The sequence below is a fragment of the Streptomyces sp. NPDC002536 genome (assembly GCF_053594995.1).
This window is the reverse complement of record NZ_JBSFWU010000151.1, coordinates 1-12,859: the sequence shown is the minus strand read 5'-3', so window position 1 is coordinate 12,859 and position 12,859 is coordinate 1. Positions and strand designations below refer to the sequence as shown.

Below are 12,859 nucleotides of genomic sequence, written 5' to 3'. Positions count from 1 at the left end.
GCTGCAGGCCGTCGGTGGCTGGTCGCGCAGTTCCCCGCGCCCCTTACGGGGCGCCCGACTGCGGGCGCGTCGTGGCTGGTCGCGCCCACGCGGCGGAGCCGCATATCAAACGGAGCCCCGCGCCCCTGACGGGGCGCTGCGTCACCCGAAGAGGCCCCGCCACACCTGCCTGGCCGAGCTCTGCCCCTTGTGCCACATGTCCACCGCGTCGTCGTCGACCCACGCCTTGCCGGCGTCGGCGAAGCCCTCTCCGATGCCGGCGGCGACACCGTCCTGGTGGATGTGCCGGCTGAAGTGCGCTCTGTGGGTGAGCTCGTAGCCGAACGTCCCCACGCCGTACCCGAGGACCGCACCTGCCGCAACACCCGTTGCGGCCACGGCCACCGGAGGTGCCGCCGCGCCGATGGCGGCGACCCCCGACTCCACGAGGATGCCCGAGGCCAGCCCCGCCACCGCCGGGCCGCCGGCCTTGGCCACGGACTCGCCCCAGGACCAGCCCTTCTCGTGGTCCTCCTCGGCCTGGCAGTAGACCGTCGCCCCGGTCAGAACGCCGCTGAGGGCACCCATGGCGCCCACCGCCCCGGTCCTTCCTCCGCGGAACCGGTCCGCGATCTCCCCGACCGTGAGCCTGGCGCCCTTGCTGCCCTTGAACCTGCCGGCCCAGCCCTCGACTGACGAGACCCTCATCCGCTGCTCGGTGAGCGCAGCCCGCGTCGTCCGGCGCTGCTCCAGCATCCGGTCCCACTCCTCGCTGCCCTTCGGCACCCCCGCATGCGCCCGCTTCAGGTCCGCCGCCTGCTTCTGCAGCCGCTCCAGTCGCTCGTGGCCGACCTCCGTGACCGCCGCCGGTGCCGTGTACAGGCCCCGCAGCACCTCCGCAAGCGTGAGCTCGTCCGCAGGGCCGAGCGTCTCCGGGGACCCGTCGCCGGGGAGGATCTGCCCCGCAACACCGTTCAACCGCCGTGCCGCCCACCGCCGTACGTGCTGCGCACGGGAAAGCGCCGCTTCCGCACCGCTCTTGCAGCCGTCCAGGGTGGGACCGGCGGCCCGCGCCCGGTCCTGGGCTGCCTCCAACTCGTGCCGGGCCTCGGACAGTTCGTCCGCCAGAACCGTGACGATGTCCGCCACCTGCGACATGGCCTCCGCCATCGCCGCCTGCACCGTGCCGTCCGACGCCCACGCCGTCTGGAACGAACTCGCGGCATCCCCGGTCCACCCCGCCTCGTGGACCACACCGGCGACCCTGGAGTTCAGGAACCTGGACGACTCGTCCAACGTCCTGGCGGCCGACGCGTAGTCGCGCGCGACGTCGTGGAGTCCTCTGATGTCGTCGTCGATCACGGTCCGTCAGCTCTTGTCCTTGTACTTCTCGATCAGGTCGTCGAACATCCCGTGCACGTCGATATCGGTGTTCCGGTAGTCGGCTGCCGCCTTCCGCAGCTTGCTGCCGTGGCCGTCGATCAGGCCGGTCATCATCTGGTGCGCTGCACCGAACGCATCGCTGAGGTGCGAGAGCGCGGAGCTGAGAGCGACGTCACCGACGCCGGGGGTCGGCGGGGACGCCAGGTGCCTGGTGCGGGCGAGCTCCGCCGCCTCGCGGTGGAACGCCTTGCCGGTGGCGTCGATGTGGTCCACCGTCGCGCGGAGTCTGTCGCTCATGCCGCAGTCTCCACGGTCCCCGGATCGACGGCGATGACCGAGATGCCCGCCTCGCCGAGCAGGACACGCAACGCGCCGACGGACAGGGCCACCCACGGCTGTTCCGGACCGAGACAGGACACGAGCCGCTCCGCGGAGGTGAACACCAGCCCACAGATGTATCCCTGGGCGGTCCGGCGCGTCTCGAAGAGAACCTCCTCCGAGCCGGGCCGGGCGGGCGCCAGGACGACACGGTGGTCGTCGAGCAGATCTGCGCTCATGCCACCAAGGCGATCACGGCTGCGACGCGTGCCGCAAGCATGTTGCTCCGGATCCGCCCCGGAGAGGGCAGGCCGACCCCGACTTGACGTCGAGTCGCACCAGTTCAGATCGTCCCTTCGCTGCCGGCGCCGACGCCGGCCTTGCCGCTGCGCCCGACCGGAGCGGCCGCCCCGCCCAGTTCCTGGGCCCGGCGCTGCGCCGCCCACATGCGTTCCTTGAGCTCCGCGTCGACGTTCGCGTAGCCGTCGTGCGCACCCAGCACCGCCGTGCCCATGGCCTCGATCAGATCCGCGAACAGCCGGGAGAGCTGCTCCAGTTGCGCATGCACCGCGTTGTACGCGCTGTACAGGCCGCCCGCCTCGGCGAAGTTCACGCCGAGGTGCCCCGCCCCGAGGCTCGCCTCCGCCACGCGGCCGGGGGCCGCCGCCGAGTCGTGCAGGGAGGCCAGAAGCTCGTCGACCCTGCCCTTGAAGGTCTTGAGCGATTCCAGCTCTGCGTGCAATCTGTCGGCGCCCACGTCCGCCCCGCCCGTCCCGTCCCTCGTCCGCTCTTCTTGACGGGACGCAGCCTACTGTCCAGTACTGACAGTCCACCTGAGTACGAGTACTCAGACGACGCGTCAGCCCATGGGCAGGTTCGCGAGGATGCCGATCACCAGCGCCCCCGCCGCGAACGCCCCTGCCGCCACCGCCCCGCGCGTCGCCCCGTGCCGCGGGTGGGACGGCAGGGCCCAGGTCACGACGAGCAGGGCGGCCGCGACGAGCCAGACGACCGGTGCGACCGCCAGTGACGTCATGAGCGCGTCGGAGCAGTCGTCCGGGCCGCAACTGTCCGTCGCCATCGGGGACAAGCCGATGAAAAACAGGTCGACGGCGAGCAGCGGCAGGACCAGCAGAGCGGTCACGCCGCGCACGCACCACGCCTTGCCGTCGTACGGGGGCGCGTCCAGCGGCTGCTGCCAGCCGTTCATCGTGGTGTTCCTCATGGACACCAGCCAAGCAACCGGCCCCCGGCCGCGCCTGCGCTCCCGTACTCAACCGGTCCGGGAGCAGCTACTCAGACGACCGCCGCCGTCTGCGGGCGGATCGGCAGCCGGTTCACCGGCCGGCCCGTCGCTGCCCGTACCGCCGAGGCGATCGCCGCCGGCGACGTCACCACCGGCACCGCGCTGATCGCCTTCGCGCCGAACGGGGCGACCACGTCCCGTTCCTCCACCAGCTTCACGATGCGGATGTCCGGCGCGTCCAGCGCCGTCGGCAGGGCGTATCCCGTCAGGTCCGGCCAGCGCACCTGGCCGCCCGGGGTGCGCAGGTTCTCCGTCAGCGCCGCGCCCACGCCCTGGGTGACGCCCGCCTCGATACGGGCCTGTGCCTGCGCCGGGTTGAGGATGCGGCCCACGTCCTGGGCCACCGCCATCTCCACGACCCTCACCGAGCCCAGCTCCACGTCCACGTCGACCACTGCACGCACGGCGCAGAACGCCATGCCGACGAAGGCGTCGCCCTGGCCCGTGTCGTCGAGCGGCTCCGTGGGGTGGGGGCGGCACTGGGCCGTCGCCCAGAGTTCCTTGCCGTCCAGGGCCTCCGCGACCGTCGTGCTCAACACCCCGTCGTACGACGTGATCTTGCCGTCCGTGATCTGCAGCAGCTCCGTCGACATCCCGAACTGCGCGGCCAGCGGCTGCAGCAGCTGCGTCCGCACCATCCGCGCCGCGCGCTCCACCGCGCCGCCCGACACCCAGGTGTGGCGGCCGTGACAGGCGGGGCCCGACGGCGGCTGGTCGGTGTCGACCGGGGCGACGTAGACCTCCTCCAGGCCGAGGATCTCCTGCACGATCTGACGCGCCAGCGTGGTGAACCCCTGGCCCGTCTCCACCGCCGCGCAGATCACCGTCGCCACCGAGCCGCTGACCTTGACCGTGGCCGTCGAGACCTCGTCCGTGCCCTCGGCCCCCAGCATGTGGACCATGCCGACGCCGTAGCCCACGCCCCGGCGCACCGCGCCCGGGTCGCCCGCGCCGTCCGGGCCGCCGGGCAGGAGCCAGCCGTCCTCCGGGTCGTCCTTGGGCAGGGCCGGGAGCGGGAAGTCCCGTACCGCACGCAGCAGTTCGGCGACCGGCGCCGGGCACGTCACCGTCTGGCCCGTGGGCAGCAGGTCGCCCGTCGCCATGACGTTGCGCATCCGCAGTTCCGCCGGGTCGATGCCCAGCTGCGCCGCCAGCTTGTCCATCTGGCCCTCGTACGCCGCGCACACCTGCATCGCGCCCTCGCCGCGCACATGGCCGGAGGGCGGGTTGTTGGTGCGTACCGCCCAGCCCTCGACGAAGGCGTGCGGGACGACGTACGGGCCGCAGGCGAACGCGACGGCGGCGGCCAGTGCCTCGGACGACGAGTCCGCGTACGCGCCCGCGTCCATCAGGATCTGGGCCTCGACCTTCACCAGCTTGCCCTCCGCGTCCGCGTGGTGGCGGTAGCGCAGGAGCGTCGGGTGGCGGTGCGGGTGGCTGAGGAAGGACTCCTCGCGGGTGGCCGCCAGCTTCACCGGGTGGCCGGTGCGCAGGGCGAGGAGGCCCAGCGAGAGCTGGATGCCCGCGTCCTCGCGGTCGCCCATGGAGCCGGGGACGCCGGTGACGACGACCTTCACGCGCTCGGGGTCCAGGCCGAAGCAGGCGGCGGCCTGGTCGCGGTCGGCGTGCGGGTCGGTCGAGGCGGTGTAGATCTCCACGCCGCCGTCGGGGCGCGGCACGGCCAGGCCGGCCTCGGCGCCGATGGGGGCCGGGTCCTGGCGGCCGATGCGGTACAGGCCCTCGACGACGACCTCGCCCGTCGCCTCCGGGTCGCCGAAGCGCAGCGGGATGTGGCGGATCAAGTTGCCGTCGGGGTGCAGCGGTTCGGCGGCGAACGCCTGCTCCGGGTCGGTGACCGGCTCCAGCACCTCGTACTCGACGGCGATGGCCGCCGCCGCGAGGCGGGCCGTGTCGGGGTGGTCGGCGGCCACGGCGGCGATCGGCTCGCCGTGGTGGCGGACGGTGTCGGAGGCGAAGACCGGGCGGTCGGCGATCCCGCGGCCGTGCGCCGCGGAGCCCGGCACGTCCTCGTGCGTGACGACGGCCCGGACGCCCGGCATCGCCACGGCGGCCGAGGTGTCGACGGCGACGATGCGCGCATGCGGGTGCGGGGAGCGCAGCACGGCCGCCCACAGCAGGCCCTCGGCCCACAGGTCGGCGGCGTACGGGAAGGTGCCCTGCGCCTTGGGCAGGGAGTCCGTGGAGGGGAGCGAGACGCCGATGCCGTGCGTGCGCGGCTCGGTCAGGACGGGCGGCGGAGCGGTCACCGCAGTGGCGGCGCCGAGGCCCTCGCCCAAGCCCATGCCGGTCGCGCCGCCCATTCCGCTCATGCCGTTGCCCTTCCGCTGCCGCCGTTGTGCAGACCCGCCTGGTGCGGGATGCGTGCCGTCTCGGTCTCCGGCTGCTGCGCCTCTTCGAGCGCGGCGGCCGTCTCGGTGCGCTCGTCGACCACCTGGCGCACCGCGTCGAGGACGCCCCGGTAGCCGGAGCAGCGGCAGAGGTTGCCGCAGATCGCCTGCCGGGTCTCCAGCTCGCTCGGGGCGTGGTTGCCCTCAAGCAGGTCGTGCACGGTCATGGCCAGTCCGGGCACGCAGAACCCGCACTGCACGGCCCCGCACTCGACCAGTGCGCGCTGGACGTCGGACGGCTGCCCGTCGACGGTCAGGCCCTCGACGGTGCGGACGTCCGAACCGGCGGTCGTCGCGGCCGGTACGAGGCAGGAGGCGACGAGCCGGCCGTCGACCTGCACCGAGCACGCGCCGCACTCGCCCTGCGAGCAGCCGTCCTTGGCGCCCGCGAGGCCGAGCCGCTCGCGCAGGACGTAGAGCAGGGACTCCCCGATCCAGGACTCGGTCACGGGGCGGTCGGTGCCGTTGACGCACAGGACGTAGGAGACGCGCGGGTGTTCGTCGTGCGGCTCCGCTTCCGCGAGGTCGCCGGGGTCGCCGGGGGCGGGCTCCGGGTCCGCTTCGGGAGCGGAAACGGGAGCGGGCTCCGGGGCGGGTTCGGGGGCTGCGGCCTCGTCGGCCTCGTCCTCGGCCTGCTGCTCGTCCGCCGACTCCACCGGCGCGGCGGCCGGCTCGGGCGCAGGCTCGGGCCCCGCGGCCGGCGCAGCCGTCCACGCCTCGGTCCGGTGATCACCTGTACCGGTGATGTCCCCGGGCGCGGCGGCGCGTTCGCGCATCGGGTACTCGCCGGACTCCTCCACCGAGTCGTCCCCGGCGGCCGGGACGGACCACTGGCCCGTGTCGCCCTCCGTGGCGCCGAACGGCATGGCCCACTCCTGCGTGGCCTGCGGGTCCGCGGCGCCCCGCACGTCCCACTCCCCCGTCGCGGCCGGGGCGGCGTACGGGTCCGGCCACGTCACCGCCGGAGCGGGCGCGGGTGCGGGCGCCGGGGTGCCCGGCGCGGCGAGGGGGCCCCAGCCGCCGGAGGCACCCGGCTGCGCGAGGAGTTCGGGCGGCAGCTGGACGAACGTCGTGCCGTCCGCGTCCAGCCCTGAACCCTGGGGGATCGGCTGCCAGCCGCCCTCGGTGTGTCGCTGCTGTTCGTCACTCACGCGAGTGCCCTCCCCAGTGCTCGGCGGGCCAGAGTCGCCACCGTACGACGGAGATGCAGGACCGCCGGCGGCAGGGTACCCGGCCCGTCGCCGGTCAGGGCGGCGGAATGCTCGGGTACGGGGTCGGGGATGCAGGCGACGGCCACGTACTCGCCGAAGGCGGCGAGCGCCTCGGGCGCGAGGGTGCGCTCGCCGTCCCAGTCGATGAGCGAGGACACCCAGTGCTCCGTGTCGAACGGCCGCAGCGGCATGGGCGCGACGGCGCCCACCGCGCAACGCACGCTGCGCCGCGCCGGGTCGAGGACGACGGCGACGGAGGCGGTGGCGCGGCCCGGGCCGGTGCGGCCGGTGGCCTTGAGGAAGACCTGCGGGGCGTGCAGCAGCGGCACCCGGACGTGGCCGATGAGCTCGCCCGGCCGCAGCATGTCGAGGCCGGCGAGCATCCGGCCGACCGGCACCTCGCGGCGCCCTCCGCCGGGGCCCGCGATGACGAGCGAGGCCTCCAGGGCGGCGAGCACAGGCAGGGCGTCGCCGGCCGGCGCGGCCGAGGCGATGTTGCCGCCGAGGGTGCCGGCGTTGCGGATCTGCGGCGGGCCCGCGGTGCGGGCGGCGGCGGCGAGGGCGGGGATGAGGGCGGCGAAGTCCGGGCGGCCCATGCGGGCGTGGGTGAGACCGGCACCGAGCAGGGCCGCGCCGTCCTGGTACTGCCAGCCGCGGATCTCACTGATCCGGCCGAGGCCGACGAGTCCGGCTGGGCGCAGCAGTCCCGAGTTGACGGCGGCCATCAGATCGGTGCCGCCCGCGACGGGCACGGCTGTGGGCATGGCGGCGAGCGCCGCCACGGCCTCGTCGAGCGTGCCCGGCAACGTCACGGTGTGCGCCGCCTGCGGTGCGTGCGTGGTCAACCCACCTGCCCCTTCCCCGGAGGTCCCGACTGTGCCGCCAGGTCTCGCCGTACGGTACGTGCTGTCGGCCCGGACGTGGCAACTCTGGCACATCTTCGGAGGTCGCCGTCGCGAGGGTCCGCGAACCGCCGGGCCGGCCCCGGGCGGAGGCCGACCCCTGCGCGCTGTGGGCGTATTGCCATGCTTCGGGGATCCTTGTACGACTTACGGCGGTGTGTGAAGGACCACGGTGCCAGGGGCACGCCGCACGGGCCGTCACCTTCCGCCGTGGCTCACACGATCGGGGGCGGGCCCTCGATCGGGCGTCCGAGCACACCCGGGCGGCGCTGCCAGGGCCGCGGGCCGCCGGGCGGCCGGTAGTCCACGCCGAGCGCGTCGAGCCGGGCGTAGTGGACGGCCATCCGGCGTTCGAACCCGGCCCAGTCGCGCTCCGCGGGCTCCGGCAGCGCGGACCACACGGCCTCGGCGAAGGCGGCGAGCCGGGGGAACGCCTGGTAGTCCACGCGCTGCTGGGTCTCCGTCACCTCGGTCCAGAGGTTGGCCTGGGCACCGAGGACGTGTGCGGCGGCGGGAGTTCCGGCGAGCTCCGGGGGGACGGGTTCGAAGCGGTGGACGTCCTCCAGGGTGCGGACGTAGCCGATGGGGACGGGCTCGCCGGGGCCGTCCGCCTGCCGGTGGTCGAGGTAGACCTGCTGCTCGGGACACATGATGACGTCGTGTCCGGCGCGCGCGGCGGCGATTCCGCCTTCATACCCGCGCCACGAGGAGACGGTTGCCCCCTCGGCCAGGCCGCCTTCCAGGATCTCGTCCCAGCCGACGAGCCGGCGCCCGCGCCCGGCGAGCCAGCGGTCGAAGTGCCGGATGAACCAGCTCTGCAGCTCGTCCTCGCCGGCCAGGCCCTCGGCGGCAATGCGGGCCTGGGCGGCCGGAGATGCCTTCCACTGGTCCTTGGGGCACTCGTCGCCGCCGATGTGGACGAAGGGGGAGGGGAAGAGGTCGAGGACCTCGGCGAGGACGTTCTCGTAGAAGGCGAGAACGGTGTCGGTGGGGGCGAGGACGTTCGGGTTGATGCCCCAGGTGTCCCAGACGTCGAGGGCGGCGGTGTCGACGACGTCGGTGTTGCCGAGTTCCGGGTACGCGGCGATGGCGGCCTGCGAGTGGCCGGGGAGGTCGATCTCGGGGACGACGGTGATGTGCCGCTCCGCCGCGTACGCGACGATCTCGCGGATGTCGTCCTGCGTGTAGTACCCGCCGTGCGGGCGCTCGTCCCAGAGCGGGGACGCCCGGTGCCCGAGCTTGCTGCGGGCCCGCCAGGCACCGACCTCGGTCAGCTTCGGGTAGCGCTCGATCTCGATCCGCCAGCCCTGGTCGTCCGTCAGGTGCAGGTGCAGGACGTTCATCTTGTGGGCGGCGAGCAGGTCGAGGTAGCGGAGCACGCCGTCCTTGGGCATGAAGTGCCTGGCGACGTCGAGGAGCAGGCCGCGCCAGGCGAAGCGGGGGGCGTCCTCCACGAGGACCATGGGCACCGGCCATTCGGTGCGTGGCACCACGGGTGCGCGGCGGAAGGCGTCGGGGCCGAGGAGTTGGCGGAAGGTCTGGGCGGCCCAGAAGACGCCGGCGGGGCTGCCGCCGGCCATGTCGATCACGTCATCGGCGACGACGAGGCGGTATGCCTCGGGGACGAGGCTGCGGTCGACGCTCAGGACGAGACGATCACCGTCGTCGGATCCGGGCTCCAGCGGGAGTCCGGTGGCTGCGCCGACGGTTGCACGCAGCCAGCGGGCCACGTCTTCAGTGCCGGGGCGAGCGTCGATGCGGGTACGGGCGTCGAGGATGCGGTGCCCTGCGGGAGGCACAGGGCGAATGTGGCGTGGGACAGGGATGAGGTCCATAGAGGCTTTCTGCCCCTGCCCCGCCCCTTCCCGAAACCGGGGCCCGGGGGCGAAACCCCCGGGACGCCCGGTACCGGGTTACTTCTTGTCCCCGCCCTTGCCCTTGTCCTTGTCGCCGCCCGTGGGGCCGAGACCCTCGAAGATCTCCTTGCACATCGGGCAGACCGGGTACTTCTTCGGGTCGCGCCCGGGCACCCAGACCTTGCCGCAGAGGGCCACGACCGGGGAGCCGGAGAGCGCGCTCTCCATGATCTTGTCCTTCTGGACGTAATGGGCGTAGCGCTCGTGGTCGCCGTCGCCGTGCGACACCTGCGGCGTCGGCTCGACGAGGGTGCCGGTACCTGCCCCGCGCTCGGGCTCGAGAGTGCTCATGGTCCCCAAGGGTACTGGGGCCGGGCGCCGTCAGTTGAGGCTCGGGTCGTCCGGATAGGTGGCGACCATCGCCAGTTCGTTCCGCTGGCGGCGCAGCACGGCGCGCCACAGCTGCCGGGGGTCGGGCGAGGAGACGTCGCCGGGCTCGGACTCCACGACGTACCAGGCGCCCTCGACCAGCTCGTCCTCCAACTGTCCGGGGCCCCACCCGGCGTACCCGGCGAAGATCCGCAGCGAGCCGAGGACCGTGGCCAGCAGCTCCGGCGGGGCCTCCAGGTCGACGAGGCCGATCGCACCGTGCACCCGGCGCCAGCCGAGCGGGCCGTCGTCGCCGGTGTCCTCGCCGCGGAGCCCGGGGCCGGACCGGACGCCCCGCTCGCCCGCCTCGTGCGCCTCTCCCGGCACGACGGCCACGCCGAGGGCCGAGTCGAGCGAGACCGGGCCGCCCTGGAAGACCACGCCCGGCTCCCCGGTCAGGCCGGCCCAGGGCTCGAGGATGTCGCCCACGCCCACCGGGGTCGGCCGGTTGAGGATCACTCCGAGGGAGCCCTCGTCGTCATGGTCGAGCAGCAGCACCACGGCGCGGTCGAAGTTCGGGTCCGAGAGCGCCGGTGTCGCGACAAGCAGTCGCCCTGTGAGCGAGGACACCTCGGTCATGGCCACATGATCCCGCATTTCCGGCCCGAACGGGGAGTGGACTGCGAGGACGGACAGGGAGCGACGAGGGGCGTACGAGAGCAGCCACCGCGCAGAGCGACCGGTGATAACCGGTAGCGACCGTTCCATAAACGCAGCGTGTTGTTGCAAATCCATGACGTACGCAAAGACCCCTGCAGGCGGCAGTCGGGCCCTCCGGTCGCATTACCCTTTCTTCTTGCCCCCTGCCCAACTCCAGGAACGCGAGATCCATGACCGGCCCTGACGATGTCCTGCTTGTCCACGGCGGTACCCCGCTCGAGGGCGAGATCCGTGTCCGCGGTGCGAAGAACCTCGTACCGAAGGCCATGGTCGCCGCGCTGCTCGGCAGCGGTCCCAGCCGGCTACGCAATGTGCCCGACATCCGCGACGTGCGCGTCGTCCGCGGCCTGCTGCAGCTGCACGGTGTGACCGTCCGCCCCGGCGACGAGCCGGGCGAACTGGTCATGGACCCGTCCCGCGTGGAGAGCGCCAACGTCGCGGACATCGACGCCCACGCCGGCTCCTCGCGCATCCCGATCCTCTTCTGCGGCCCGCTGCTGCACCGCCTCGGCCACGCGTTCATCCCGGGCCTGGGCGGCTGCGACATCGGCGGCCGGCCCATCGACTTCCACTTCGAGGTGCTGCGCCAGTTCGGCGCCACGATCGAGAAGCGGGAGGGCGGCCAGTACCTGGAGGCCCCGCAGCGGCTGCGCGGCACCAAGATCCAGCTGCCGTACCCGTCGGTCGGCGCGACCGAGCAGGTGCTGCTGACGGCCGTGCTGGCCGAGGGCGTCACCGTGCTGTCGAACGCGGCCGTGGAGCCGGAGATCGAGGACCTCATCTGCGTGCTGCAGAAGATGGGCGCGATCATCTCCATGGACACCGACCGCACCATCCGCATCACCGGTGTCGACTCGCTCGACGGCTACAACCACCGCGCCCTCTCCGACCGCCTGGAGGCGGCCTCCTGGGCGTCGGCGGCACTGGCCACCAAGGGCAACATCTACGTCCGCGGCGCCCAGCAGCGCTCGATGATGACCTTCCTCAACACCTTCCGGAAGGTCGGCGGCGCGTTCGAGGTCGACGACGAGGGCATCCGCTTCTGGCACCCGGGCGGCTCGCTCAACGCCATCGCGCTGGAGACCGACGTCCACCCCGGCTTCCAGACCGACTGGCAGCAGCCGCTGGTCGTGGCGCTCACCCAGGCCTCCGGCCTGTCGATCGTCCACGAGACGGTCTACGAGTCGCGCCTCGGCTTCACCTCCGCGCTCAACCAGATGGGCGCTCACATCCAGCTCTACCGCGAGTGCCTGGGCGGCTCCGCCTGCCGCTTCGGCCAGCGCAACTTCCTGCACTCCGCGGTCGTCTCCGGCCCGACGAAGCTGCAGGGCGCCGACCTGGTCATCCCCGACCTCCGCGGCGGCTTCTCGTACCTCATCGCCGCCCTGGCGGCCGACGGCACGTCCCGTGTCCACGGCATCGACCTGATCAACCGTGGCTACGAGAACTTCATGGAGAAGCTGAAGGACCTGGGGGCGCACGTCGAGCTCCCCGGCGGGGCAGCCGCCTGACGGCGTGTAGCGCGTTGAAGAAGCCCGTACGGACCGGTCGGTCCGTACGGGCTTTCTTCGTGCCCCAGAGGGCCTGACAGGGCCTCACGAAGGCCAAAAGGGTGGTCACCCCCGGCCGGGGTGACCACCCTTCAGTGCTGAGCAGTGCTCACAAAGGCCTTACTTGCCCTTGGCCGCTTCCTTGAGCTTGGAGCCCGCGGAGACCTTCACGCTGTAACCAGCGGGGATCTGGATGGGGTCACCCGTCTGCGGGTTACGAGCGGTGCGAGCGGCGCGGTGCGTGCGCTCGAAGGTCAGGAAGCCGGGGATGGTCACCTTCTCGTCGCCCTTGGCGACGATCTCGCCGACCGTCTCGGCGAGGGCGGCCAGAACGGCGTCGGCGTCCTTGCGGGTCACCTCGGCGCGGTCGGCCAGAGCGGCCACCAGCTCACTGCGGTTCATGTTGTACTCCCGTGTTCATCTTGCCAATGAGGCGTGAGATCGAAGCCGATGCTGCCAGGGCCCTCGGACAGTCCCCGGACCCGGGTCCGTTGCCGGACCCTCGCGCCCGGTTACGCATCCTGCCCCCACCAGTAGTGGGAAAGCCAATCCGGCGCCCTGGAGAGTCACACGGAAAGCGCTGCAGCCTCGGATGCGGCCGCGTACTGCGGCCTGATTTCTGCCCGACACCTTATGGGGGTCCGGCAAGCCGCGCGCCACTCGACGCGCCGTGATCAGGCAGTCGTGGTGGCCGTCACAGCCGCTCCGGCGGCCTTGGCGGCCTCCCGGACGGCTCCGGCGACCGCTCCGGCGACCTTGTCGTTGAAGACGCTGGGGATGATGTAGTTCGCGTTGAGCTCGTCCCCGGCGACGACGTCGGCGAGGGCGCGGGCGGCGGCGAGCATCATGTCGGTGTT

The 12,859-nt window shown here is 72.8% G+C and carries 13 protein-coding genes and 1 pseudogene; 1 reads left to right on the top strand and 13 read right to left on the bottom strand.

Translation table 11 applies throughout. The features are described 5' to 3' along the window. Positions 1 to 141: 141 nt before the first annotated feature. The 11 genes from ACWD4B_RS32965 to ACWD4B_RS32915 form a co-directional block, all read right to left on the bottom strand. The gene (locus ACWD4B_RS32965; protein ID WP_451424214.1) at positions 142 to 1,341 is read right to left on the bottom strand and encodes a WXG100 family type VII secretion target; all 1,200 of its coding nucleotides are present in this window, start codon (positions 1,339 to 1,341) and stop codon (positions 142 to 144) included. A gap of 6 nt (positions 1,342 to 1,347) precedes the next feature. Beyond that, complete coding sequence (locus tag ACWD4B_RS32960; protein WP_451424213.1) at positions 1,348 to 1,659, bottom strand: DUF6317 family protein; 312 nt, start codon at positions 1,657 to 1,659, stop codon at positions 1,348 to 1,350. Further along, on the bottom strand, positions 1,656 to 1,919 hold the full coding sequence (locus ACWD4B_RS32955) for an SAV_915 family protein (protein WP_451424212.1): 264 nt from the start codon (positions 1,917 to 1,919) through the stop codon (positions 1,656 to 1,658). The genes ACWD4B_RS32960 and ACWD4B_RS32955 overlap by 4 nt, the downstream gene beginning before the upstream one ends. A gap of 104 nt (positions 1,920 to 2,023) precedes the next feature. Further along, positions 2,024 to 2,437 carry a hypothetical protein gene (locus tag ACWD4B_RS32950; protein WP_451424211.1) on the bottom strand — a complete coding sequence of 138 codons (414 nt, stop codon included), beginning with the start codon at positions 2,435 to 2,437 and terminating at the stop codon, positions 2,024 to 2,026. A gap of 102 nt (positions 2,438 to 2,539) precedes the next feature. Beyond that, complete coding sequence (locus ACWD4B_RS32945; RefSeq protein WP_451424210.1) at positions 2,540 to 2,905, bottom strand: hypothetical protein; 366 nt, start codon at positions 2,903 to 2,905, stop codon at positions 2,540 to 2,542. Positions 2,906 to 2,976: 71 nt separating this feature from the next. Continuing rightward, complete coding sequence (locus ACWD4B_RS32940) at positions 2,977 to 5,316, bottom strand: xanthine dehydrogenase family protein molybdopterin-binding subunit (protein WP_451424209.1); 2,340 nt, start codon at positions 5,314 to 5,316, stop codon at positions 2,977 to 2,979. Then, positions 5,313 to 6,545, bottom strand: a complete 1,233-nt coding sequence (locus ACWD4B_RS32935; RefSeq protein WP_451424208.1) for a (2Fe-2S)-binding protein — start codon at positions 6,543 to 6,545, stop codon at positions 5,313 to 5,315. The genes ACWD4B_RS32940 and ACWD4B_RS32935 overlap by 4 nt, the downstream gene beginning before the upstream one ends. Further along, positions 6,542 to 7,450 (bottom strand): FAD binding domain-containing protein, encoded by a 909-nt coding sequence (locus tag ACWD4B_RS32930; RefSeq protein ID WP_451424207.1) that lies wholly within the window; start codon positions 7,448 to 7,450, stop codon positions 6,542 to 6,544. Before ACWD4B_RS32930 ends, ACWD4B_RS32935 begins: the two co-directional genes overlap by 4 nt. Before the next feature lie 272 nt (positions 7,451 to 7,722). Further along, on the bottom strand, positions 7,723 to 9,342 hold the full coding sequence (locus ACWD4B_RS32925; RefSeq protein ID WP_451424206.1) for a beta-N-acetylhexosaminidase: 1,620 nt from the start codon (positions 9,340 to 9,342) through the stop codon (positions 7,723 to 7,725). 78 nt (positions 9,343 to 9,420) lie between these two features. After that, positions 9,421 to 9,714 carry a DUF3039 domain-containing protein gene (locus ACWD4B_RS32920; RefSeq protein WP_336413214.1) on the bottom strand — a complete coding sequence of 98 codons (294 nt, stop codon included), beginning with the start codon at positions 9,712 to 9,714 and terminating at the stop codon, positions 9,421 to 9,423. A gap of 30 nt (positions 9,715 to 9,744) precedes the next feature. Beyond that, the gene (locus ACWD4B_RS32915; protein WP_451424205.1) at positions 9,745 to 10,371 is read right to left on the bottom strand and encodes a YqgE/AlgH family protein; all 627 of its coding nucleotides are present in this window, start codon (positions 10,369 to 10,371) and stop codon (positions 9,745 to 9,747) included. 251 nt (positions 10,372 to 10,622) lie between these two features. Here ACWD4B_RS32915 and murA point away from each other — a divergent pair, with 251 nt between their 5' ends. Then, entirely contained in the window at positions 10,623 to 11,963 is a 1,341-nt protein-coding gene (gene murA / locus ACWD4B_RS32910) for a UDP-N-acetylglucosamine 1-carboxyvinyltransferase (protein WP_451424204.1), read from the top strand. 159 nt (positions 11,964 to 12,122) lie between these two features. Here the strand turns inward: murA and ACWD4B_RS32905 are convergent, their stop codons facing one another. Then, complete coding sequence (locus tag ACWD4B_RS32905) at positions 12,123 to 12,404, bottom strand: HU family DNA-binding protein (RefSeq protein ID WP_003954777.1); 282 nt, start codon at positions 12,402 to 12,404, stop codon at positions 12,123 to 12,125. A 272-nt stretch (positions 12,405 to 12,676) separates the two neighbouring features. Further along, positions 12,677 to 12,859, bottom strand: a pseudogene (locus tag ACWD4B_RS32900) (NAD-dependent malic enzyme); the annotation flags it as partial.

What these genes read in the sequence shown, in the direction of transcription:
- ACWD4B_RS32960 (WP_451424213.1), bottom strand. Translation starts at nt 1,659, where the DNA reads ATGAGCGACAGACTCCGCGCGACGGTGGACCACATCGACGCCACCGGC.
- ACWD4B_RS32955 (WP_451424212.1), bottom strand. Translation starts at nt 1,919, where the DNA reads ATGAGCGCAGATCTGCTCGACGACCACCGTGTCGTCCTGGCGCCCGCC.
- ACWD4B_RS32945 (WP_451424210.1), bottom strand. Translation starts at nt 2,905, where the DNA reads ATGAGGAACACCACGATGAACGGCTGGCAGCAGCCGCTGGACGCGCCC.
- ACWD4B_RS32940 (WP_451424209.1), bottom strand. Translation starts at nt 5,316, where the DNA reads ATGAGCGGAATGGGCGGCGCGACCGGCATGGGCTTGGGCGAGGGCCTC.
- ACWD4B_RS32925 (WP_451424206.1), bottom strand. Translation starts at nt 9,342, where the DNA reads ATGGACCTCATCCCTGTCCCACGCCACATTCGCCCTGTGCCTCCCGCA.
- ACWD4B_RS32920 (WP_336413214.1), bottom strand. Translation starts at nt 9,714, where the DNA reads ATGAGCACTCTCGAGCCCGAGCGCGGGGCAGGTACCGGCACCCTCGTC.
- ACWD4B_RS32915 (WP_451424205.1), bottom strand. Translation starts at nt 10,371, where the DNA reads ATGACCGAGGTGTCCTCGCTCACAGGGCGACTGCTTGTCGCGACACCG.
- murA (WP_451424204.1), top strand. Translation starts at nt 10,623, where the DNA reads ATGACCGGCCCTGACGATGTCCTGCTTGTCCACGGCGGTACCCCGCTC.
- ACWD4B_RS32905 (WP_003954777.1), bottom strand. Translation starts at nt 12,404, where the DNA reads ATGAACCGCAGTGAGCTGGTGGCCGCTCTGGCCGACCGCGCCGAGGTG.